This is a genomic window from Sphingomonas yunnanensis (assembly GCF_019898765.1).
Taxonomy (GTDB): domain Bacteria; phylum Pseudomonadota; class Alphaproteobacteria; order Sphingomonadales; family Sphingomonadaceae; genus Sphingomonas; species Sphingomonas yunnanensis.
In genome coordinates, this window is sequence record NZ_JAIOKB010000001.1 from 1,198,804 (window position 1) to 1,220,347 (window position 21,544).

20 protein-coding genes, 1 tRNA gene and 1 riboswitch are annotated in these 21,544 nt (G+C 67.6%); of the genes, 15 read left to right on the top strand and 6 right to left on the bottom strand.

From position 1 onward, the window contains the following. Positions 1–219 precede the first annotated feature (219 nt). The 3 genes from K7957_RS05830 to K7957_RS05835 all read left to right on the top strand — a co-directional run bounded on the left by K7957_RS05830 (position 220) and on the right by K7957_RS05835 (position 3,269). On the top strand, positions 220–1,086 hold the full coding sequence (locus K7957_RS05830; protein WP_223010965.1) for a hypothetical protein: 867 nt from the start codon (positions 220–222) through the stop codon (positions 1,084–1,086). Between the two features lie 590 nt (positions 1,087–1,676). Beyond that, the gene (locus K7957_RS20525; RefSeq protein WP_281422799.1) at positions 1,677–1,811 is read left to right on the top strand and encodes a hypothetical protein; all 135 of its coding nucleotides are present in this window, start codon (positions 1,677–1,679) and stop codon (positions 1,809–1,811) included. Between the two features lie 564 nt (positions 1,812–2,375). Further along, positions 2,376–3,269 carry a helix-turn-helix domain-containing protein gene (locus tag K7957_RS05835; protein WP_223010966.1) on the top strand — a complete coding sequence of 298 codons (894 nt, stop codon included), beginning with the start codon at positions 2,376–2,378 and terminating at the stop codon, positions 3,267–3,269. 475 nt (positions 3,270–3,744) lie between these two features. On the opposite strand, the gene K7957_RS05840 is transcribed toward K7957_RS05835, so the two are convergent. Further along, positions 3,745–4,989, bottom strand: coding sequence for a tyrosine-type recombinase/integrase (locus K7957_RS05840; protein ID WP_223010967.1), 1,245 nt, complete (start codon positions 4,987–4,989; stop codon positions 3,745–3,747). 84 nt (positions 4,990–5,073) lie between these two features. Between K7957_RS05840 and K7957_RS05845 the strand changes: the two genes are divergently transcribed. The 3 genes from K7957_RS05845 (at position 5,074) to K7957_RS05855 (ending at position 7,736) form a co-directional block, all read left to right on the top strand. Beyond that, positions 5,074–5,436: a hypothetical protein gene (locus K7957_RS05845; protein ID WP_223010968.1), complete on the top strand. Its 363-nt coding sequence runs from the start codon at positions 5,074–5,076 to the stop codon at positions 5,434–5,436. Positions 5,437–5,748: 312 nt separating this feature from the next. After that, a riboswitch (ZMP/ZTP riboswitch) is annotated at positions 5,749–5,831 on the top strand. Between the two features lie 14 nt (positions 5,832–5,845). Beyond that, positions 5,846–6,478: a DJ-1/PfpI family protein gene (locus K7957_RS05850; RefSeq protein ID WP_223010969.1), complete on the top strand. Its 633-nt coding sequence runs from the start codon at positions 5,846–5,848 to the stop codon at positions 6,476–6,478. 847 nt (positions 6,479–7,325) lie between these two features. Then, a complete protein-coding gene (locus K7957_RS05855) occupies positions 7,326–7,736 on the top strand; it encodes a DUF6869 domain-containing protein (protein WP_343228323.1) in 411 nt (136 codons plus the stop codon). 360 nt (positions 7,737–8,096) lie between these two features. Here the strand turns inward: K7957_RS05855 and K7957_RS05860 are convergent, their stop codons facing one another. Beyond that, complete coding sequence (locus K7957_RS05860; protein WP_223010971.1) at positions 8,097–8,627, bottom strand: helix-turn-helix domain-containing protein; 531 nt, start codon at positions 8,625–8,627, stop codon at positions 8,097–8,099. Between the two features lie 24 nt (positions 8,628–8,651). On the opposite strand from K7957_RS05860, the gene K7957_RS05865 reads away from it, so the two are divergent. The 5 genes from K7957_RS05865 to K7957_RS05885 all read left to right on the top strand — a co-directional run bounded on the left by K7957_RS05865 (position 8,652) and on the right by K7957_RS05885 (position 10,342). Continuing rightward, positions 8,652–8,918, top strand: a complete 267-nt coding sequence (locus tag K7957_RS05865; protein WP_223010972.1) for a transcriptional regulator — start codon at positions 8,652–8,654, stop codon at positions 8,916–8,918. Between the two features lie 443 nt (positions 8,919–9,361). Continuing rightward, positions 9,362–9,589: a hypothetical protein gene (locus K7957_RS05870; protein ID WP_223010973.1), complete on the top strand. Its 228-nt coding sequence runs from the start codon at positions 9,362–9,364 to the stop codon at positions 9,587–9,589. 8 nt (positions 9,590–9,597) lie between these two features. Next, entirely contained in the window at positions 9,598–9,942 is a 345-nt protein-coding gene (locus tag K7957_RS05875) for a hypothetical protein (protein WP_223010974.1), read from the top strand. Beyond that, a complete protein-coding gene (locus tag K7957_RS05880; protein ID WP_223010975.1) occupies positions 9,939–10,118 on the top strand; it encodes a hypothetical protein in 180 nt (59 codons plus the stop codon). The genes K7957_RS05875 and K7957_RS05880 overlap by 4 nt, the downstream gene beginning before the upstream one ends. Beyond that, the gene (locus tag K7957_RS05885) at positions 10,118–10,342 is read left to right on the top strand and encodes a hypothetical protein (protein WP_223010976.1); all 225 of its coding nucleotides are present in this window, start codon (positions 10,118–10,120) and stop codon (positions 10,340–10,342) included. The genes K7957_RS05880 and K7957_RS05885 overlap by 1 nt, the downstream gene beginning before the upstream one ends. A gap of 112 nt (positions 10,343–10,454) precedes the next feature. Here the strand turns inward: K7957_RS05885 and K7957_RS05890 are convergent, their stop codons facing one another. Further along, entirely contained in the window at positions 10,455–10,889 is a 435-nt protein-coding gene (locus K7957_RS05890; protein ID WP_223010977.1) for a hypothetical protein, read from the bottom strand. Positions 10,890–10,924: 35 nt separating this feature from the next. Between K7957_RS05890 and K7957_RS20290 the strand changes: the two genes are divergently transcribed. Both K7957_RS20290 and K7957_RS20295 read left to right on the top strand, forming a co-directional pair. Continuing rightward, positions 10,925–11,632 carry a hypothetical protein gene (locus tag K7957_RS20290; protein ID WP_246616656.1) on the top strand — a complete coding sequence of 236 codons (708 nt, stop codon included), beginning with the start codon at positions 10,925–10,927 and terminating at the stop codon, positions 11,630–11,632. Then, complete coding sequence (locus tag K7957_RS20295) at positions 11,613–12,260, top strand: site-specific integrase (protein WP_246616657.1); 648 nt, start codon at positions 11,613–11,615, stop codon at positions 12,258–12,260. Before K7957_RS20290 ends, K7957_RS20295 begins: the two co-directional genes overlap by 20 nt. Before the next feature lie 13 nt (positions 12,261–12,273). On the opposite strand, the gene K7957_RS05900 is transcribed toward K7957_RS20295, so the two are convergent. Beyond that, positions 12,274–12,349: transfer RNA gene (locus K7957_RS05900), tRNA-Thr, on the bottom strand. A 154-nt stretch (positions 12,350–12,503) separates the two neighbouring features. Here K7957_RS05900 and K7957_RS05905 point away from each other — a divergent pair. Beyond that, entirely contained in the window at positions 12,504–13,751 is a 1,248-nt protein-coding gene (locus tag K7957_RS05905; protein ID WP_223010978.1) for a PAS domain-containing protein, read from the top strand. Positions 13,752–14,026: 275 nt separating this feature from the next. Further along, entirely contained in the window at positions 14,027–18,655 is a 4,629-nt protein-coding gene (locus K7957_RS05910; RefSeq protein ID WP_223010979.1) for an NAD-glutamate dehydrogenase, read from the top strand. Between the two features lie 295 nt (positions 18,656–18,950). On the opposite strand, the gene K7957_RS05915 is transcribed toward K7957_RS05910, so the two are convergent. Together K7957_RS05915 and argS are read right to left on the bottom strand one after the other, a co-directional pair. Further along, the gene (locus K7957_RS05915) at positions 18,951–19,679 is read right to left on the bottom strand and encodes an SPOR domain-containing protein (RefSeq protein ID WP_223010980.1); all 729 of its coding nucleotides are present in this window, start codon (positions 19,677–19,679) and stop codon (positions 18,951–18,953) included. After that, entirely contained in the window at positions 19,679–21,406 is a 1,728-nt protein-coding gene (gene argS / locus K7957_RS05920) for an arginine--tRNA ligase (protein WP_223010981.1), read from the bottom strand. The genes K7957_RS05915 and argS overlap by 1 nt, the downstream gene beginning before the upstream one ends. Positions 21,407–21,544 lie beyond the last annotated feature (138 nt).

Genomic DNA, 21,544 nt, shown 5'->3' on the forward strand with positions numbered 1-21,544 from the left:
ACTCCGGAACTGAGCGGTTCGCTGGCGTCACGCGAAGCCGGCTTGGCGCGTGGGCTTACCGGGCGATCGCTCTGCTCGATGTCAGGGCTAGCCGCTTGTCTGCTTGTTGCCGCCTGCGGCGGCGCTGACGGTAGCGACACGACACCCGCTCCCATAGCGACTCCAAGCCCTGGCCCGACACCCACGCCCGTTCCGACCCCGATCCCGACGCCCACACCCATGAACAGCGATCTCGTATCGCTTGTCGCCGATCAGGTCTTCGTCACCTCGTCGGTCGGCCTGAGTTACCAGTCAACCAGCACGGGCATCCAGATCGATGCGCAGCGCCCTCCCGTCACCGACGGGGCGCTCACCTATGCCAGTGCGCAACGGGCGTATGCCTTCCGCCATCAAGGCAGCTCGTACATGGCGGACGGTCAGGTGACCTTCACTCCCGACGAGATCGTGACAGGTGAATCGACGCCGCGTTTCACCTTGTACCGAAAAAGCGGGCCATTCGCTGGGATGTCGCCGGGCGAGTATGATCTAAGGTTGTTCAATGCCGGGCCTGCGAACGATCAGCTTGCGCTGACATACGCCACCATCGGCAGCTTCCGGTTCGCTCGGTCGAATGTTCTCGTTGGCGGAACGTCACAAGATGTGCGCTCGATCGCGTTTGGCCTTCCTGTCGCTTCAAACGCTGTGCCAACCAGCGGGAGCATATTCTACGAGGGCTTGGTGCTCGGGCACGCGGCCGGCGGCGATCAATCCATCCGGCCCAAGAGGGCAGAATACGACATCACGGGCACAGTCCGGCTGACCATCAACTATGCGACACACGATATCTCGGGCGCGTTGCTACTGACCGCGACCGACAGCACCCGCAGTTCCGCTACGCAATACCAGCTCGGCAGCATATCGCTCCGGGGCGCTCAGTCGGGCGTCGTGAGCAATTGGACCGCCACGGCCGGCGATGGGATGATGAATGGGTTTGTCTCTGGTCCGAAGGTCGAGGAGGCGGCAGGCGTTTTCTCATTCACACTGCCTGATCCGGCCGACCCTTCCCTTACGCTCACCGTCGTCGGGAGCTTGGCGGGCAAGATGTGATGGACGCTTTGACATGGCGCCAGCTGGGATCGCGATGGTGGCCGTATCGAACGATGCTGGCCTGACTTGCCCGGCACTCGATCTGACGCAGCCGGCTGGCGGATGATGTGTTCTTCTCTCTGTTCAAAGAGGAGTGATCGGCGCAGGATGACATGGCTATTCACCATGGGCCGAACATCGCTTCTCTTCCGATCGGATCGTCACGTGGCTGGGCTCAGCCATGCTATGATGAAGCCAAGCCAAGCGGGGGCGATGTGAAAGGGAACACACCGCCGACGGCTGGAATCCCGCCATGCGCAGCCGGCAGAGCTGCAACATCCCGCGCCCGTGGTCGAGCGGTCTGTTGATACGAAGATAGCGTTCTCAGAGGAAGAACTTAGATCAAGGCCGCAGCCGTGTTCCGGTCACCCTGTCCCAATCCTAGACTCGTTTAGGCTCCGCCTAGAGTACAGCAAGGACGCGGACGAAAGCGCAGCCGACGCAGGTCCTAGAGCCGAGATCCTCATCGGCTTGATCCAGACGAACTCGCGAAAGCGCCCGCAACGTCGGCGGCAGAGACAGCGCCGCGAGGGAGCGGGCGAGAGGTCTGCGTGCCCGCGTCCCGACTCGTACTCCGCGTGCTGCGCCCCTACCTGCCCGACCGCGGGTTGCTGGAGACGTTCTGGACCGCGGCGGAGACGGGGCGCGGGACGCCGCACGGGCCGGCGCTCAAGGCGTTGGTCTGACATCCTCCCAGGCGCGTACATCACGCGGGACGAAGCATGCGCTGCCAGTTCCATCGGAGGAGATGAGAGGCGGTCAACGACGACCTCCTGCGTCCCTGCTGCCTGCATCCGAGATCGTGCAAGAAATGGCGTCTGCACAGGGCTGTGAAACTGAAGTGCTCGCCGATAATCGCGCCAAGCCGCGCACGAATGAGGGAACGCATCGGGGGCACCGTTCCCGCGCAACGCGCGCAAACACCAGCGCGACCGCCAACATCTGGATTTAAGGTGGTGCCGCTTACAGGACTCGAACCTGTGACCCCATCATTACGAACGATCCCCCTAGCCCGGTTTTCTGCGGGTTAGAGACTAGATGGGCACTCTCGAGACCTTCTGAAATCCCGCGGATTTCCGTGCGTCGCTCCGGCTAACACCGGAGTCACACCGGAGACCCTCGCGGGACCTGCGACAGCCAACGCGAGGCGCCTGACGGCGCCTTCCACTGCACGATGAGCGCACGGCGATCGAACGCGATTATGCCGGCGCTTTCGTGCGTCCGTCGACTGCCCGTTCGGGACGCCCCCTATGTCGCACCCCAGCTCGACCGAGACCTACTCGGCGCGCCAGATCGCCCAGCTCACTAAGAAAGCCACCGCTCACCTCACCGGCACCGCGACGCGCGGCCCCGATCATGGGGAGGGTCGGCGCGTGCCCCATCGCGACAGTTTCGACGTCGCGGATCCTCGAGCGCGACCATGGGCGCGGATCGGAGACGGGTCGGTCGGCCAGGGAATCGCGCACATCGAGGCGCTGCTGCAAGCGGCGGAACAGTGGTACCACCAAGGGTGGAGAGAAACGCCAGCGGCCGACGTCCGCGCGGCGCGCTCCAAGCACGCCGAGCTGGAGGCCGAGCTGGAGACGCTCGCCGCCGCGTCGCCCGCGGACGTGCCACCAGGTCGACCAGCGACCATCCGCCAGGAGCTATGCGTCCTCGAGAAGGTCATCGACCGCGGCGATCGCCGCCTTCGCCGGATCGACGTATCGGTGCTCAAGGCGCTGCTGCAGCACCTGGACTTCGCGAGCGGTCGGCTAATTCCGGAGCATGAGACGATCGCCGACGTCGCCGGATGCCACGTCAACAGCGTCAAGGCGTCCCTACGCCGGCTCAAGGATCACGGACTGATCAGCTGGGTGCGTCGGACCATACGCACCGGGAACGAGCACGAGCGCGGCCCTCAGCGCGAGCAGACGAGCAACGCTTACCATTTCGAGCACCGCCAGAAGATGCCGTCGCGGCTCTGGCACCGTTACGCCCAGATCCTAGCGCGGAAACTGAGCCGGATCGGTCGAGCGGTCGCCGCGCTCACTAACGCTCCCGCAGCGTCTCTGTCGGCGGCAGTGCCCGCGATGCCGGGCGCCTCCGAACTCCGGAGCGCGGTCGCCAGCCTGGGCTCTTCGATCCATAACGCGAGGACATGAAATGTCCTCTATCCACCACCAGGGCTTCAAATGAATAAGTAATGAGACCGCTTAGGCGGTCTCATGCGCTAGATTTGATCATCCCCCCGCGTGGACAGGCCCCGGCCTCTCCAATCGATTGCCAAGTGTCGGCGGTCGAGCGTGGCGGCTTGCGCCGCCCCGATGCTGCCTGGGATGGAGCACGAACGGTGCCAATCTGGCTCAAATGTTTCGTGCGCCGCGCTGTCGCTGTTCGCTCCGCTAAGCTATTGTCACTGCATAAGGATAAAGGAGGACCTCTTATGATCTCGGCGGCCACTCTTATGGCGTTCGTAGCTCCGTCGTTTGGGCGCGGCGTGATTAAGGCCGCCAGTGCGCCGACGGCGAAACAGGACGATCTATGCCCCGAGTGCAAGTCCGCGCCGTCTGAGAGGGGCGAGCCGTGTGACTTCTGCGAGATCGAGCGCATGTCCGCGGTCTGATGGCGGCTGCGCGACTAATTCGTCAGGAACTCGGCCCAGGCCTCAAGCACGCGACGTCGCCCCTCAAGCTGATCGTCTCGATTGTACGCGCGCTCAACCTTCGCCGCGGATCCGTCCTCCCGCTTGAGGACATGGCCTAGGGTGCTGTCGATCACGAACCGATCGGCCGGCTGACGCTTGTTCATGATCGTCGAGAAGGTCGCGCGCCAGCCGTGAGGGACATGGCGCCGGGCGAAGCCGGCCCGATCGTAGAGCGCGCCGATCGCGCCCTCGCCGATCGGCGCCGCGCCGCCGCGACCCGGGAAGATCAGCTCGCCGGCGCGCATATCCGCATATGCACAATGCATATTTGCATCGTCAGAATGCATATTGGCAACGCACAGCGCGCGCGCGGCGCGCAGGACCTCGACCGCGGCCGGCGCCAACGGCACCAAGTGGTCGTTGGCCGCGTCCAGCTTCTTCGCGGCCGCCAGCTTCATCCGCGCCGCCGGCACGCGCCAGAGCGGCTCGGCGCCGTCGAGATCCTCGATCTCGGACCAGCTCGCGCCGCGCACCACCGCCAGGCGAACCGCGGTGAGCGCCAGGAATCGCGAGGCGAGCTTCACCGCGGCGCCGGCGTCGACCAGCTCGGCCGCGGCGAGCAGCTCGCGCGCCTCGGCAATCGTCGTAACCGCCGGCTGCCGCCGCACCGCCGGCGCCGGCGCAAGCGCGCGGCCGACGACGGCCGCCGGGTCGGTCGCGGCCCAACCCTCGCTCACCGCTAGGGCGAAGACGTCGGAGATCCGCTGCCGGACGCGCCTGGCCGTCGCGATCGCGCCGCGGCGCTCGATCGCGCGGATGATCCGGAGCACCGCCGGCGCGTCGATCGAGTCCAGCTCGAGTGCGCCCAGCTCGGGGAAGGCGTCGGCCTCGAGGCTGGCGAGCACGTCGGCCGCGTGAACCGGCGTCCACCCGGCGACCTGTTGCGCGTGCCAGGCGCGCGCCGCGCGCTCGAAGGTCATGGCGGTCGCGATCGTCCGCGGATCGACACCGCGGCCGAGCTGCTCGCGCGCTGACTCGGCTCGCGCCCTCGCTGCGTCGAGCGACACCTCGGGCCATTGGCCGATCGTCAGCAGCTGTTCGTGCCCGGCAAAGCGGAAGCGCCAACGGAATGACTTGCGGCCCGTCGGCGCCACGAACAGGTGCAGACCGCGCTCGTCGGCGATCTTATACGCGGACGCGCGTGGGCGCGCCGCCTTAACGGCAGCGTTGGTCAGCATGGTCGACCTCAAGATGGATGGGATTGCGGTTGCCTCGCGGACGGCGAGGCGCTCACCATCGGCTTCTCTATCGGGAGAAGCTGAATGAATATCTTCGTGGCCGGCGTGCAATATGACGACTTCGAAGGAACCGTCGCTGCCGACATCGCCGAAAACAGCGATCTGCTGAGGCACCTTGAGGAACTTGGTCTCGCTCAGCAGGGCGAGAGGATCGCAGCCGTGCGCTTGACGGCCAGCTCGTTGTCACCCGGCGATGTCGAGGACTGCTCTCTCGTCGCCTACCTTTGTTCCGCTGCCAGCTTTGAGGAGCGCCCTTCCGAGGTCAGAGCAGTCGAGACCAGGATCACACCGGCTAAGCTGCTGTCTTTTTACAAGCGCTTCGACTTGGTCATGGTGCGCAAGAGCATGGATCTCAGCAGCTCTACGGTGGATGGTCCGCACTATTAATCGCGGCGGAGGTAACCTCCGCCGCGGTCAGCCGGCGTGGACGTCCGCTAACGCCCAAACTTAGACGTTGAGGCCGGCATCTCGGGCTGCCGATAACGGCCGCTCGTTAAGCGCGATGTTTCCCGCTTTCCCATCTTCAACGGTCCATTTCGGGAAAGAGCAATCGGGAACAGATTTTGGGAAAGCAGGCGAGCCGGACGATCGTTGGCGCGGTCGCCAGGGCAGCCATCCCGCTACGGGTTCGTTTGTGGGAAGGTCACTCGGCTGCCCCTCGTTCCCGATCTTGCATCAGGCCACGTTAGCGGTAGGCTGTCCTCGCTGCGTGACTGGCGACGTAGATGGGCAACCAACGGGGAGCGCGGTTCTACAGAAGGCCGCTCGCCTGGGCCGCTCCACGGAAGGAAGCTGCATGAAGATAGCAGTATTCTTGTTCGATGGTGTCACGGCTCTTGATCCGATTGGCGCGTATGATCCGCTGGCGCGACTACCCGATACCGAAATTACCTTTGTAAGCGAAACAGGTAGTCCCTGCCGGACCGGCGATGGCGTTCTTTCTCTAGCGCCTTCCGCTGCAATCGCTAACATTGGCAAAACCGACATATTGCTCATACCGGGCGGCAGCATCGAGGGATTACGGCAGTGCATGGCCAGCGAACTCGTGCGCTCGAATGTGTTGCGGCTCGATCAAGGCACGGAGCTGACGGCTTCTGTATGCGCGGGATCGCTGATCCTTGGCGCTCGCGTTTTGCTTCGTGACCGCAAGGTTACCACCAACTGGCGTGCGAAGGACTACCTTGCTCGCTTTGGCGCTGAGTACACCGGAGAAAGGGTGACGCAGGACGACAAGTATTGGACCTCTGCCGGCGTCACGGCAGGGATCGACCTCGGCCTCGCACTCTGTGCCTATATCGCTGGCCACGACATGGCGGCAGCGGTCGAGCTGGCGATGGAATATGATCCAAAACCACCCTTCGGAACGGGCAATCCGCATAGCGCGCCGCTCGAACGCCAAGAGATCGTGATGGGGGTACTGCGAGGCTAAGCGGCTGCGCCGGCAGCGGCCTTCGCGTTGCAGATTGACGTTGCCGGCGTATCAACTCGGACGTTGTCGGCGGGATTTGAGAAGGCTAACCCTTTCCCGATATTCGATCGTTTTCGGGAAACGGTGATGCCGCGCCATGTTGGTATCGCCCTCGGCGTTCCTGTAAGCAGACGTTCCGCTTCCCTGCCATAAGCAGACATCGCGGCGGAGGGGACCTCCGCCGCGGTCACCCACCGGCATGTCCGTTATCGCCTAATAGCCGATATCGTAGCGCCGAGGTACGATCAGGGTCTATGACACCCCTCCAAGCCTTTGGGCCTTTTGCTGCCTCCCTCGTCGGCTTGCCGATCAGCCACGTCTGGCGTGGCTACGGGTCTGCGATATTCGTTGAATTTGGCGAATTGCGACCTGTAGCCAATCGAGATGGCTCGATGGGCCATCCCGAAGGTGAAGTATCGTTAGGGGTCGAGTGGAGTTGGCGCATCGAGGATGCGACGGCGATCCGATGCGGAAGCTGGAGCGAAGAAGACCTATGGGAACCAGCTCTCGACGCCTTACGCGGGGCCCGGATCGCGAGAGTCGAGCTATATGGCGCCTTGCCTGAAGTGACCATCACGACGGACGGTGGAATCCGGTTCCTGTCCTTCTCGACCACAGACGGGCAGCCGCAATGGCATCTGGTGGATCGGCGCGATGATGCGCCGCGGTGGTTCACCGTTCGAGCGGGTCAACTACACTTGGGCGACGGGAGTGAGCCTGTCGCTTGAACGGCGGCTTACCTGCCACAAGCGGCCGGGCCGTTAGCGCCCACTTGCAGACATCAGGAGTCGCTGGCACCGTGTCGCTGATGCAGCTTTCGGCCAAAGAACACGGTGACAATTGGATCGCGTTGCAGCGCTATCAGAGCGTTGATGACGCACCGGATGATGTCTTTGAGAAAGGCTTCCGGTTAGATAACCTTGCCTACGATGAGCCGGAACTCGCCTTAAGCGTGATTAAGGATGTTGTGAGCAGGTATGCAGGGTCAGACCTGTTCACGGAAGGTCAGACCGGCGCTAAGCAAATCCTCGGCATGCTGGGCGCTGGGCCACTTGAAGATCTGCTTGGCGAAAATGGTGACCGAGTGATCGCTGATGTCGAGGCGGAGGCACGAGCAGATCGCCGCTTCTTCTGGACCTTAGCGTGTGTCTGGCAGAACGGGATGTCGGACGAGTTGTGGGCTCGTGTGCAGCGCATCGTCGGCGGGTTCGCGCCTTAAGCAACGTCCGTTTTCCTGCCATAAGCGGACATCGCGGCGGAGGTGACCTCCGCCGCGATGCTGCCGGTCCGGCAGAAGAGCTAGAGGTTTCGCGTTGTCGATGCTCCCGGTACCCGCGCGGTACCCGCACCCAGGCGCCGCACGTTGGCCGCCAGGCCGGCCGTGACAATCGGCTAAATCAGACCCGTCACGCTTCAAGGCCTCTCGCCAACTCGGACGAGAAATTTACATGTGGCATCATGGCTTCCCGTTCCGGCATTATGAACACAACGAGAACGGAAAGGCGAGTCGTGAATGCCAGCGTCTACCTGGACGCGCCCGCGTGCGGGCATGGGTGTGAGAATTGTGAGGTCCGATGCGCTATGCTTGCTGCCGTTCGGCGGGAGCGATGGGCGGACTTTGAGCGGCAGCGGCAGAGCCATGATCCGCTGTCAGCGCGCCTCGCAGCAGCGAAAACATCGTGGGAAGTCGCTTGGCAAGCTCACGAGCAAGCTCGGCCTCGTTCATTCCCCGCGACGCCGCCAACACGCCTTCAAACGCCCGAGCCAGACCATCTTCGCTTGGTAAGACGACAGGCATAATGAGCACCTGCGTGCTCGGCGCCGGAGTAGGTGGCGGCGCACCTTGGTCGGGATCGTCAATCTCGCCATAGAGGAAAGCGGGCGTTGTCTGCAGCTCTCGCGCGATCTGAACGATTGAGCGAGACGACCGCGAGCTGCCGTTGATTAGTGAGTTGATCGTGCTTTGACGAACGCCGACGCGCCGGGCCAGCTCGGCCTGGGAAATTTTCAGCTGCTTCCGCCGCTGCTCGATACGGGCGCCAAGTGTCATCGACTCCTTATCTAACGACCCGTCGTTAGCCACTAGTTCGATTTGCCTGTTGAATAACATAACGACTACTCGTTAGCTACGCGCATGGCTTTGGAACACGACTCTGACACGGGGCTGGCGCGCGCAATCCGGGCGGCTGGATCGCAGTCGGAGTTTGCGCGGCTGATCCGCCGGCGCCAATCCACCGTGAGCGCTTGGCTCAAGGGCGACAAAGAAATTCCGGCTGAATACGTCCGCGAGGTATCGCTTGCGACCGGGCTTACCTGGCATGACCTCCGGCCAGATCTGTTCCCGCACGACTATGCGCCGTCGCCTGCCGCAGCCAGCATCGACCGCGAGGTAGTGCGATGAGCCGCTTAGGTTGGCGCCCACAGCTTCGCGCGTGCTCCCGCGATAGGCGCGCGCAGACTGGACGGGGGCGGATGCCGTCGGCCGATCGGAATTGCCGGTCGGCGTCGCCGTCCCCCGAAGGTCGCTCAATCTTTCCCCCTGTTACGCCGGAAGCGGCAAGATCGCCTTCGTTCATGTGGTGCCTGAGAGCCGCGATCGACAGCTTTACTTATGGCAGTCTGGACGCAGCGCGTCGCTCACGATTGCCGTCCCATTTTAGCGCGATCTCCTCCCGACGTTCTAGCTCGTCGACGCGTTCGAGAGCGTCGCACGACCGCGAAACGCGGCCTCCGCCCGACACCGGGTAAGCCGCTCCAGCCGATCAGACCTCGATCAAAAATCTGCCCAGCTGCCCCGATCGCACGAGCTTTCGGGAACGGCCCTTTGCAGCCCGGAAACCTTCGATGTGGTACCGCGACACCCTCATCCGCCTTCGCGAAGATCTGGTTGATACCGATCGGGCGATCGAAGCCTGCAAGCTGCAGTTGCCGTCCATGCTGGCGCGAATGCTCCTGGATCGTGCCCGCGGGCTCATCGGCGTCGCCCAGCTGCTGGTTACCAGATCGCTCGACACTCCGACGGACGCGGCCTCGCCAAAGCGCGGCTCGGTTACGAACGAGAGCGGCCGGTGAGCGCCCCCATGACCCCAGGCACCTATCTTGCCGCGCGCCGCACTGCGCACCGTTTCACCGCCGAGCAGCTGGCGGAGCAACTCGAGTGCCTGCCGCACCTCGGCTTGACCGATCGCACCGGCTGGCTCCTGGCGATCGAGGCCGATCTGATGCCGGCACGGGAGACCACCATAGTCGCCATCTCGGAGCACATCCGCCTCGATATCGACCTGCTGCAGGCACTCGATAAAGCGCGCAGCGACGATGGCGTCAAAGTGCCGGTCCACTGCCACCGCTGCGGTGTCACGCCGCGCCAACTTAGAGGGTCAACCGCTTGGCCGTCCGCCACGCTCTGTCCGAGCTGCTCGCCGTGACCCGCCGCCCGGCGCCTTCCTACAGCCTTGCGCTGCTGATCGCCGGCGTCCTGCTCGGTCTCGGGCTGCTGCTGGTGCTGCTCGGCCATCCGCGCCTCGCCTACGCGACCCTCGTCCTCGTCTTCGCCGTCGTGCTCGCGATCTTACGCGAGCTGGTCATCTCGGGAGATCGTTGATGCTTCACGCCGCCACCCCGCCTCGCCGCCACGATCGCGCTCGCGCCGCCGTGCCGCTGCTCCCGCCATTGTCTCGCGCCGCGACGCCGACGTGCCGTCTCAGTTCGCTCGATCTCGTAGCCGTCCAGATCATCACCGGCTTCATCTCGCCGCTGCCGTTCATCCAGCTCGGGCACTGGTGCTTCGGCTGGACCAGCGTCACCGTCATGTTCGGGGGGCAGTGATGCCAGTTGACGCGGCCGCGGCTACTCAGGCTGGCAACGCCGTGCTTCGCGGCGAGGGCGACGGCACCTACGACGAGGCTCTCGACGCACTCCGCTTGCTGGTTGCCGCATGTCAGGCCGCCACGTCAAAATCGCCGAAATTCGAGGGCGCGGTGCACACTGCAACCGAGGCCGCGATCGTCAGCCAGCTCGAAGAGCCGCCCGCGATCCTCGTTGTCCAGCATGCCCCCGGACTCTGGCGCGCCACCGCTATCCTTGCGGCTGGCGCACGGGCGATCGAGGGCCCGAGCACCTCGAAGAGCTCGTCGCCTTCTGCGGCTGTGGACCAGCTTCTCGCCCGGCGCTTCGTCATCCTGGCCGACCAGGACTGCCCCACCACCGTCGTCAGGTTCGAACCACCGGAGGACGCACTGCCGTGAACGCCCCCGCCAGCATCGCCCAGCTTGATCGTCGCTTTTGCAAGGCGGTCGAGAACGGCAAAGGCATTCGCCTGGAAGCCGCTGACATAGACCTCCTCGTGACCCACGGCGTCCTGCCAGTCATTCACAACGCCAGCCAAGAGTATTTGAGGGAACAAGCCAAGTGTCGGGACAAGAGGCGCCGCTCTATCGCCGCGGAAAATACTGGCTTGGTTGGGACCGGAAGCGCGACGGATCACTCCGTTCGCCTTATCTCACCGTCTTCTGGTACGACACCGCCACGCGACGTGTCCGAAGCGCATCAACGGGCACGACGGAAGAGGGCAAAGCAGCCCTGATCCTCGATCGACGCTACCTCTCCGATGTTACGGAAGCCGCGGCCTTCTGCCACGCATGCGGCCAGCCGATCGCGCAGGCGAGCGCCTACCTGCTCACCGACGCGATTGCCGACTACCGACTAGAGTGGGGCGATAAGCGCACCTCGGCCGAGGCGATCGAGACGCGGCTCAACCACGTGCTCGACTTCCTTGGCGTGCAGGACAAATCAGGTGGCGGCTTTGGCCTTGGGACGAGCTGCGCGATTGCGTGCTCGAGCGCGTTCATCACCGAATTTCGCGCCTGGTCTCAGGCAACACCCGCGCGCTGGCGCAACAAGGCAGGCGAGGTAACGGTGGAGCGCCCACGCGCGCCGTCGTCTACCGAAGCCTCAGTGGCGCAGCTGATCGCCGCGCTCAACCACGCCGCCAATGCCGACCCGGCGCGTTCGGACAAGCGGCCGGCGTACCGCCCCCTCCCCCCTAGCCAGGTGCAGCGCGCGCCGGCACCGGATCGGCGTAGACCAGCTCGCGGCGATGCTGAGCTATGCGGCTGAGCCGAGCAGGCGCCGCAGCTCGCTCCACCGCTTCCTGGTGGCCACGATCTGCACGATCGCGCGGCCGAGCGCCGTCTGCGACATATCGGTCGCACCCGATCGCCACCAGTGGAGCCACGGCGCCGACACGATCGACCTCAACCCGAAAGGGCGGATCCAGAACAAGAAGCGCCGTCCGCTCCTCCCGGTGCTGCCGCTCCTTGCCGAATGGCTTGAGGCCGAGCTGGTGGAGTACCTGGCGCTTCCCGAAGAGGCTCGAGCCGGCCGCGGCTGGCTCGTGAATTATTACGGCCGGCCGGTGAAAGACGTTGATCGCGCCTGGGCGACGATGCTCGCCGCGCTGAAGATGCCGACCGGCCGAGAGTGGCGCCCATACCTGCTGCGCCACAGCCTCGCGACGCTCGTCCGCAATCGCGGAGCAGCACGCTGGGATCTCGAGGGCTTCATGGGCCATCGCGCGCCCAGCCAGACCGAGACCTACGCGATAGGCGAATTTCCAACGGTGGTGACCGCCCTGGGCAGCGTCATCGCAGAGTTAGATCGACTGGCTCCAGGAGCCTTACACCGGAGTCACACCGGAGCCAGTCGACCCGCACCCAACCTCAGGGAGGTCAAAATGCCTGGATAACCGCCAATTTTGTTGGTGCCGCTTACAGGACTCGAACCTGTGACCCCATCATTACGAATGATGTGCTCTACCAACTGAGCTAAAGCGGCCCGATCGCGCCCGGGGGCACCGCATCGTGGAGCGCGCGCTTAGCAGCGGCCCTCGGGCGTGGCAAGCGCTTCCGGGCTTTACGCGGAGTTTACCATCCATGGTGCAGATCGGGCGTGACAGGCCGACTCCGCAGGCCTCACTGGGACGATGAGCATGGACACGCCGCGCGGTTACGACGACCCCCGCCACGACCTCGACCCGACCGAGGGCGGAGTCGGCGAGGCGGTGCTCGCGGTCGGCGGCGACGAGCGGCGCATGCACGTGCGCGCCTATAATCACTGGGTGTCGCTGCTCGGTGAGCGCCCCTATCCCGCGATCGCCGACCTCGAGCCCGCCAGCATCGCCGACTTCGGCGCCAACAGCGTGCTGCTCGACTTCTCCGCCGGGGTGGACGATCCCTCGGTCCAGTTCATAGGCCGCGCGCTGCGCGACGAGTGCGGCGCCGATCAGGCGATCGCGCGGATCAGCGACGTGCCCGCGCGATCGCTGCTGTCGCGGCTGACCGACCATTACCTCCAGATCATCGCCAATCAGGCGCCGATCGGCTTCGAGGCGGAGTTCGTCGGCACGCGCGGCCACGCCACATTGTACCGCGGCATCCTGATGCCCTTCTCCTCCGACGGCGCGTCGATCGACTTCATCTACGGCGTGATCAACTGGAAGGAACTGGTCACCGCCGATCACCAGGCCGCGCTCGACCGCGAGCTGGCCGGGGTCGCGCCCGCACCGCGCCATGACCCCGTCCCCGCCGCCGCCTGGGCCGACGGACCGCACGCCGCGGCCGAGCTCGACGCGCTGCCCTGGCCCGAGGCGGCCCCCGCCGCATCCCTCGACGACCGGCTCGCCGCCGCGCGCGAGAGCGCGGCCTCGGCACGCGCCGCGGCGACGCGCAGCCACGCCGCGCTGTACCGCGCGCTCGGCCGCGCGCACGATTTCGCGCTGGCCGCCACCGACGCGCCCGAGCGGCTCGCCGCCATCCTCGAGGAGGCAGAGATCAAGGTGCAGGCGCGCGCGCCGATGACCGCGATCGCCAAGCTGATCTTCGGCACGGACCACGACAAGACGCGGCTGACCGAGCTGGCCACCGTGCTCGCCTGGGCGGCGCGCACCGGCGTCACCGAGGGCGAGCTGGCCGGCGTGCTCGACTCGACCGAGGGCGGGATCAAGCGCCTCGTCGCCGACGAGCGCGCATCGCGCCGGCCGGTGTCGCGCCCCGCCCCGCGGCTGGCGCCCGCGATCGCCGCGCGCGCGCCCCTGGCCGAGCTCGCGCTCGACAGCGGCCTGGCGGAGGGCGAGCCGGTGGTGCTGCTCGGTCGCGCCGTCGCGGGTGGCATCGTGGTGGTCGGTGCCGTCGGCGACGATGCCAGGTTGGCAGAGCAGGTGCTGCGCCGGCTCGGCTGAGGCCGGTGAGCCGGCGACCGCGGCGTCGCTGCGGCGCCTCGTCTGACCCGGTTTCGGCGTATAACGCCACCGCTTCGATAGATGGCGTCATCCTTCGCGTGGCTCAGGATCCTCTGCTCCTCGGGCTCAGCGACGATGAGCGCGCGGCACGGTGGATCCTGAGACACGCTAAGGATGACGGCGGAGGTGGGCGACGCCCCTCGCGCTTTCCATCGGCTATCTCCTGGGTTCCACACGGGGTTGAGCCGCGTCGTCACCCGGCGCATAGCGCCGCCATGGTCGAGAAGTCTCTGCAGAAACTGTCTGCCGCGCTCGCGGCGCGGCTCACCCATCGCGCGCTCCCAGGAGAGATCGCCGGCTTCGGCGAGGACAAGCAGGCCGAGGCCGCCGCCTTCCTGGCCGAGACCGCGGCGCAGCGCGCGCCCGGCACCGCCGCGCTCGCGCTGGAACAGCTGCCCGGCGACGGCGCGCGCCGTCGCATGCGGCTCGCCATCGTCAACGACGACATGCCCTTCCTGGTCGATTCGGTCGCCGCCGCGATCGGAGACCGCGACATCGCGGTCGATCGCGTGATCCACCCCGTCATCCGCGTCTCGCGCGACGCCGACGGCACGCTCACCGCGATCGAGGAGGCCGGCGGACAAGCCGAGTCGATGATCTACGTCGAGCTCGAGCGCGTCGACGCCAAGGACCGTCGCGCGCTGACCGACGAGATCGAGCGGCTGCTGCGCGACGTGCGCGTCGCGGTGGGCGACTGGCGTCAGATGCAGGCTGCGCTCGCCGCCGACGCGGGCATGCTCGACGATACCGGTCACGATCCCGAGGGCGCCAACCTGCTGCGCTGGTTCCTCGACCGCCACTTCACCCTGCTCGGTCACGAGCGCTGGCACCTCGACGGCCACGCCGATCCCGCCCCGCCGCTCGGCATCGCGCGCAACGACCACGAGGTGCCGCTGCTCGCCGAGCGTTCGCGCCGCCTCGCGGTGGAGTATTTCACTGCCGGCAACGCCGCGCCTCTGCTGCTCAAGTCGAGCCTGATCTCTCCCGTGCACCGCCGCGTGCCGCTCGACCTGCTCGTGGTGCCGCTCGCCACGGCGGGCAGAGTGACCGGCCTGTCGATCCACGCCGGCCTGTGGACCTCGGCCGCGCTCAACGCGCCGCCGCGCAGCGTGCCCGTGTTGCGTCAGCGGCTGGCGGCGAGCGAGGCCAAGTTCGGCTTCGACCCCGCGGGCCATACCGGCAAGGCACTGACCCACGCGATCGCCACGCTGCCGCACGACCTGATGATCGCGGTCAGTGCCGCGGGGATGGAGGAGCTGGCGCTCACCGCGATGAGCCTCGCCGACCGGCCGCGCCCCAAGCTGGTGCTCGTCCCCTCACCGCTCGGACGCCACCTCTACGCCTTCGTCTGGCTGCCGCGCGACGAGATGACCACCGCGCGCCGCGTCGCGATCGGCGCGATGCTGGCGGAGGAGGCCAACGGCCAGATCCTCAACTGGAACACCAGCGTCGAGGACAGCCGCACCGCGCTGCTGCGCTACACCATCGACCTGCGCGGCGCTGGCCGCCTGCCCAACGCCACGCTGCTCGACGCGCGGCTGGAGAAGATGGTGCGCGGCTGGGCGCCCTCGATCGAGGCGGCGCTCGCCGACGAGGTCGGGCCGGCGCGCGCGGCGCGGCTGGCGCTGCGCCACGCCGCCGCCTTCCCGCCGCGCTATCGCACCGGCGCCACTCCCGACGAGGCGGCGCGCGACATCGTCGCGATCGCCAACCTGGTCGACGACGCCGACCGCGAGGTGCGCTTCACCGCGGGCGGCGACGGCATGCTCCACCTCAAGGTCTATCGCCAGGGCGGGCCGCTGGCGCTGTCCGACGCGGTGCCCGCGCTCGAGCATTTCGGCTTCCGCGTGATCGAGGAGATGCCGACCGGGCTGACCGACGAGGAACGCTCGTCGATCCACGACTTCACGCTGGAGACCGCCGCCGACGTGCCTTCGGTGCTCGCCGCGGCGGACACGCTGCAGGAGGCGCTCGCGCAGGTGCTCGAGGGCCGCGCCGAGGACGACGGCTTCAACCGGCTGATGCTGGAGGCGGGACTGTCGCCATCGGCGGTGGTGCTGTTCCGCGCCTGGTTCCGCTACCTGCGGCAGGCCGGGATGAGCTACGGCATGGCCACGGTGGTGGAGACGCTGACGCGCGCGCGCGATGTGACCAAGGCGCTGGTCGACCTGTTCGCCGCACGCCATGACCCCGCGCGCACCGGTGACGTCACCGCTGCGACGGCGGCGATCGATGCCGGGCTGGACGCGGTCACGGGCATCGACGACGACCGCATCCTGCGCGCCTTCCGCGCGGTGATCGACGCGACGCTGCGCACCAACGCCTATACCGAGGCAGCGAAGGAGGCCCTGGCCTTCAAGCTCGACAGCGCCAGGATCCCCGGCCTGCCCGCGCCGCTGCCGTGGCGCGAGGTGTGGGTCTATTCGCCGCGGGTCGAGGGCATCCACCTGCGCGCCGGCCCGGTCGCGCGCGGCGGGCTGCGCTGGTCCGACCGGCGCGACGATTTCCGCACCGAGATCCTCGGGCTGATGAAGGCGCAGCGGGTCAAGAACGCCGTGATCGTGCCGACCGGCGCCAAGGGCGGCTTCTACGCCAAGCAATTACCCTCGCCGGGCCATCGCGACGCGTGGCTGGCGGAGGGTACCGAGGCCTATCGCATCTTCATCCGCACCCTGCTGTCGATCACCGACAACATCGTCGGCGGGGAGGTGGTGCATCCCGACGGCGTGGTCGTCCACGACGGCGAGGACCCGTATTTCGTCGTCGCCGCCGACAAGGGCACCGCGACCTTCAGCGACGTCGCCAACGCGATCGCGCTGGAGCGCGGCTTCTGGCTGGGCGACGCCTTCGCCAGCGGCGGCAGCCACGGTTATGATCACAAGGCGATGGGCATCACCGCCAAGGGTGCCTGGGTCTCGGTGCAGCGCCACTTCGCCGAGCGTGGGCTCGACGTGCAGACGCAGCCCATCCGCGTCGTCGGCTGCGGCGACATGTCGGGCGACGTGTTCGGCAACGGCATGCTGCTGTCCAAGGCGGTCCGGCTGGTCGCCGCCTTCGACCACCGCCATATCTTCCTCGACCCCGATCCGGACGCGGCGGCGAGCTGGGCCGAGCGCGATCGCCTGTTCGCGCTGCCGCGGTCGAGCTGGGCGGACTATGACACCGCGCTGATCTCACCGGGCGGCGGCGTGTTCGCGCGCGACATGAAGTCGATCCCGCTCTCGCCCGAGGCGCGCGCCGCGCTCGGTGTCACCGCGGAGCGGCTCGAGCCGACCGCGCTGATCGCCGCGATCCTCAGGAGCCCGGTCGACCTGATCTGGTTCGGTGGCATCGGCACCTATGTGAAGGCCGCGGCGGAGAACAACGCCACGGTCGGCGATCCCGCCAACGACCGGCTCCGCGTGGACGCCGAGGAGCTGCGCGCCACAGCGATCGGCGAGGGCGCCAATCTCGGCGTCACCCAGGCGGCGCGGATCGCCTTCGCCGCGCGGGGCGGGCGGATCAACACTGATTTCATTGACAATTCGGCGGGCGTCGACTGCTCGGACAATGAGGTCAACATCAAGATCGCGCTCAACCGCGAGATGATCGAGGGCCGGCTCGGGTTCGACGACCGCAACGCGTTGCTCGGCGCGATGACCGACGATGTCGCGCGGCTGGTGCTGGAGGACAACCGGCTCCAGACGCTCGCGCTGTCGATCGCCGAGGGCGGCGGCGTGCAGGCGCTGCCCAGCTACGTCCGCCTGATCGAGGTGTTCGAGGAGAGCGGCCGGCTCGACCGGCGGGTCGAGGGGCTCGGCAGCAACACCGACCTGCTCCGGCGCAGCAGCGACGCGCGCGGGCTGACCCGGCCCGAGCTCGCGGTGCTGCTCGCCACCGCCAAGCTCGCGCTGCAGGACGCGATCGAGCATTCCGCGCTGGGGAACGACCCCGCGCTGGCAGACGATCTCCACGCCGCCTTCCCGTCGGCGATGCGCGCGCGCTTCGCCGCGGCGATCGACGCGCACCGGCTGCGTCCGCAGATCGTCGCCACCAAGCTGGCCAACCGCATCATCAACCGGATCGGCATCCTCCACCCGTTCGAGCTGGCCGAGGAGGAGGGCGCGACGCTCGCCGATATCGCCGCGATGTTCGTCGTGGTGGAGCGCCAGTTCGGCCTCGCCGCGCTATGGCACGCGATCGAGACCGCGCCGATGCCCGAGAGCGGGCGGATCGCGCTGTTCGACGAGACCGCGGTGGCGGTGCGCTCGCAGGTCGCCGACCTGCTGCGCACCACCGCTCCGGCGACACCACCCTCCGCGGTGCTGGCGCGTCTCTCCGCCGGGATCGAGCGACTTGACGTCGCGGCGGGCGAGCTGCTGCTCGACGAGGCGCGCGCGCACTCGCGCCGGATCGCCGACACGCTCGAGCAGGCGGGTGCGCCGCACGAGCTGGCGAAGCAGGTGGTGCGCCTCTTCGAGCTGGACGGCGCGATCGGCCTCGCCGACCTCGGAGAGCGCGCCGGGATCGAGGAGACGCGGCTGGCGCGCGCCTTCACCCGGCTCGGCCAGGCGCTGGGCCTCGACTGGGCGCAGTCGACCGCGACGCGCATCTCACCGAGCGACCCATGGGAGCGGCTGCTGATCGCCGGTCTGGCGCGCGATTTCCAGCAACTCCGCCTCGACTTCCTCGGCCGCGGCGGCGCGGGCGATCCCGAGGCGCTGGTCGCCGACTGGCTCGCGCGCAATGGCACGCGAGTCGCGCAGTTCCGCGCGGTGATCGACCGCGCGCGCAACGCACAGGCGCCCAATGCGGCGATGCTGGCGCAGATCGCGAGCCAGGCGCGCGTGCTGCTCGGGCGGTAGGCGGAGGCATCGGACGACCGGCAACCCCTGCACGCGGTCGGCGCGCGATATTGGTCGCGCGGGCCGGCCATCATCATGCCGGCAGCGAGGGGAGCGAACCGTAGGCACTTCACTGAAGGGGGCGAGGTCCGCCATCCTCGTCCCGCATGCCGGTCTTGGCTCGGTATACGTCGTGCCACGTTCGCTCGGGTAAACGGGTCTCAGAGCAGACAGGATCGCGGACCGCGCGAGAACATCCTTTAGGGAGGTATGATCGTCCTGGGCGCTATCGCGCCGGCGATCGCACCATTCTCCCTCACCCCGTGACGAAACAGGCCTCGCCCGCCACCTTGAGCCGACCGCACAGGTTCGCCGCGGCGCCCGCGCTGCCCGCGTTGACTCGCAGCCGATAGACGCTGCGCCCGTTCACGGTCGCCGGCTGCACCACCTTGCCGAGCGCGGCGACATAGCCGAAGCGCTTGGCGATCGCGCTCCAGGCGACGTTCGCCGCCGCCTCCGTGGGGAAGGCGCCTAGCTGGACCAGCGCGCCGCCCGTCCCTGCCCCCGGCACCCGCGGCACCGGTGCGACGACGGGACGGGACACGCGCAGCGGCGCCGCCGCGCGCGGCACCGTCGCGCTGACCGAGGGCGCGCCGCCGGCGGGCGTCGGGGAGGCGCTCGGCACCGCGCTGGGGCGCGCGATCGGCGCCTCGGGCACCGCGGAGAGATCGATCGCCGCCGCACCGTTGCTTCCAGCGCTCGCGGCGATCGCTGAATCGCCTTCGCCCTCCACCTTGAGCCCGCCGGGTTCGTCGGGGCGGATCTTGTAGTCGCCCGCGGGCGCGGCGATCAGCGCGCCCTCGCCGCTCGCGCCGCGCTGATAATGGTAGAGGCCGAACAGCACCGCGCCGAGCACCACGAGACCGAGCAGCACGAGCAGCACCACCCGGCCGACCGGGGCGCCATCGGGCTCGTCCGGCTCGACCGTCTCGAGCCAGGGCAGCCGGTCCGCGTCGCCGCGCGCGAACGACCCAGACCTCGTCATCAGTGCATCTCCGTGACCGCCTCCACGCCCATGATGGCGAGGCCGTTGCGGATAATCTGGCCGATCGCCGCGGCCAAGGACAAGCGCGCGGCGGTGACCTGAGCGTCCTCCGGGACGAGGAAGCGGCGCTCCGGCCGATCGTTGCCGACATTCCACAGCGCGTGGAACTCCGCGGCCAGATCGTAGAGATAGAAGGCGATACGATGCGGCTCGCGCGCTGCCGCGGCGGTCTCGACCACGCGCGGGAACTGCGCCGCGCGCTTCACCAGCGCCAGCTCCTCCGTATCAAGCCGGGACAGATCGGCCGCCTCGGCGCTGATCCCCGCCTCGGCCGCACGGCGGTGGAGCGAGTGCACCCGCGCGTGCGCGTATTGCACGTAGAACACGGGGTTCTCCTTCGACGCCTCGACCACCTTGGCGAAATCGAAGTCCATCTGCGCGTCGGAGCGGCGAGTCAGCATGGTGAAGCGCACCACGTCCTTGCCGACCTCGCGCACCACGTCGGCGAGCGTGACGAAATTGCCCGCACGCTTCGACATCTTGACCGGCTCGCCGCCGCGCAGCAGGCGCACCATCTGGACCAGCTTGACGTCGAAGCGGGTCTTGCCCTCGGTCAGCGCAGCGACCGCGGCCTGGATGCGCTTGACCGTTCCGGCATGGTCGGCACCCCAGATGTCGATCAGCTGGTCCGCGCCCTGTGCCTTCTGAAAGTGATAGGCGAGGTCGGCGCCGAAATAGGTCCAGCTGCCGTTCGACTTCTTGATCGGCCGGTCCTGGTCGTCGCCGAACCGGCTCGAACGGAACAACGGCAGCTCGACCGGCTCCCAATCCTCGGGTGTCTCCCCCTTGGGCGCCTCGAGCACCCCGTCATAGACGAGGTCGCGCGCGCGCAGCCACGCCTCGGCCGCCTCGGGCTTGCCTGCCGCCTGTAGTTCCGCCTCTGACGAGAACAGGTCGTGGTGGATGCCGAGCAGCGCGAGGTCGTCGCGGATCAACACCAGCATCGCCGCCACCGCGCGCGTGCGGAACAGCTCCAGCCACTCGCCCTCCGGCGCTGCGGCGTAACGGTCGTCGAACTCCTCGGCGAGCGCGCGCCCGACCGGGACGAGATAGTCGCCGGGGTATAGCCCCTCGGGCACCGCGCCGACGTCCTCGCCGAGCGCCTCACGGTAGCGCAGGTGCGCGGAGCGCGCGAGCACGTCGACCTGCCCGCCCGCGTCATTGACGTAATATTCGCGCACCACCTTGTGTCCGGCGAACTCGAGCAGGCTGGCGAGCGCGTCGCCCACCACCGCGCCGCGGCAATGGCCCATGTGCATCGGACCGGTCGGGTTGGCCGAGACATATTCGATGTTGACCGTGACGCCCTCGCCGCCGGTTGAACGACCGTAGTCCGCCGCCGCCGCATGGATCGCGCCGATCTCGCCGCGCCACACGTCGTCACGCAGCCGCAGGTTGATGAAGCCCGGCCCGGCGACGCTCACCTCCGCCACGTCGGGCAGCGCGCGCAGCTCGCCGGCCACCGCCTCGGCGAGCGCGCGCGGGTTGGTCGCGGCCGGCTTGGCGAGCACCATCGCGGCGTTGGTGGCGAGATCGCCGTGGCTGGGATCCCGCGGCGGCTCGACCGTGACGTTGCGGCGGTCGAGCCCGGCGGGCAGCGTGCCGGCGGCGGTGAGCGCGTCGAGCGCGGCGTCGAGGTGAGCGGCGAAGCGAGTGAAGAGCGTCATAGGCGCGGCGCCTTAGCTTATGCGCGAGGGTGACGCAAAAGCGTGTGCGATCGCGGCGCGGGCGCAGGTGCATTCGCTGCAATCACGTTTGCGCAACGCTCAATTGCGCATGTTGCGGCGCACCATCCATGCTGCGAC

Excerpts from the sequence above, each read along its gene's own strand:
- argS (WP_223010981.1), bottom strand. The coding sequence starts at position 21,406 with ATGACGCTCTTCACTCGCTTCGCCGCTCACCTCGACGCCGCGCTCGAC.
- K7957_RS05860 (WP_223010971.1), bottom strand. The coding sequence starts at position 8,627 with ATGTTATTCAACAGGCAAATCGAACTAGTGGCTAACGACGGGTCGTTA.
- K7957_RS05850 (WP_223010969.1), top strand. The coding sequence starts at position 5,846 with ATGAAGATAGCAGTATTCTTGTTCGATGGTGTCACGGCTCTTGATCCG.
- K7957_RS05840 (WP_223010967.1), bottom strand. The coding sequence starts at position 4,989 with ATGCTGACCAACGCTGCCGTTAAGGCGGCGCGCCCACGCGCGTCCGCG.
- K7957_RS05845 (WP_223010968.1), top strand. The coding sequence starts at position 5,074 with ATGAATATCTTCGTGGCCGGCGTGCAATATGACGACTTCGAAGGAACC.
- K7957_RS05915 (WP_223010980.1), bottom strand. The coding sequence starts at position 19,679 with ATGACGAGGTCTGGGTCGTTCGCGCGCGGCGACGCGGACCGGCTGCCC.
- K7957_RS05885 (WP_223010976.1), top strand. The coding sequence starts at position 10,118 with ATGCTTCACGCCGCCACCCCGCCTCGCCGCCACGATCGCGCTCGCGCC.
- K7957_RS05870 (WP_223010973.1), top strand. The coding sequence starts at position 9,362 with ATGTGGTACCGCGACACCCTCATCCGCCTTCGCGAAGATCTGGTTGAT.
- K7957_RS05835 (WP_223010966.1), top strand. The coding sequence starts at position 2,376 with ATGTCGCACCCCAGCTCGACCGAGACCTACTCGGCGCGCCAGATCGCC.
- K7957_RS05875 (WP_223010974.1), top strand. The coding sequence starts at position 9,598 with ATGACCCCAGGCACCTATCTTGCCGCGCGCCGCACTGCGCACCGTTTC.
- K7957_RS05910 (WP_223010979.1), top strand. The coding sequence starts at position 14,027 with ATGGTCGAGAAGTCTCTGCAGAAACTGTCTGCCGCGCTCGCGGCGCGG.
- K7957_RS05865 (WP_223010972.1), top strand. The coding sequence starts at position 8,652 with ATGGCTTTGGAACACGACTCTGACACGGGGCTGGCGCGCGCAATCCGG.
- K7957_RS05905 (WP_223010978.1), top strand. The coding sequence starts at position 12,504 with ATGGACACGCCGCGCGGTTACGACGACCCCCGCCACGACCTCGACCCG.
- K7957_RS20295 (WP_246616657.1), top strand. The coding sequence starts at position 11,613 with ATGCTGAGCTATGCGGCTGAGCCGAGCAGGCGCCGCAGCTCGCTCCAC.
- K7957_RS05830 (WP_223010965.1), top strand. The coding sequence starts at position 220 with ATGAACAGCGATCTCGTATCGCTTGTCGCCGATCAGGTCTTCGTCACC.
- K7957_RS05855 (WP_343228323.1), top strand. The coding sequence starts at position 7,326 with ATGCAGCTTTCGGCCAAAGAACACGGTGACAATTGGATCGCGTTGCAG.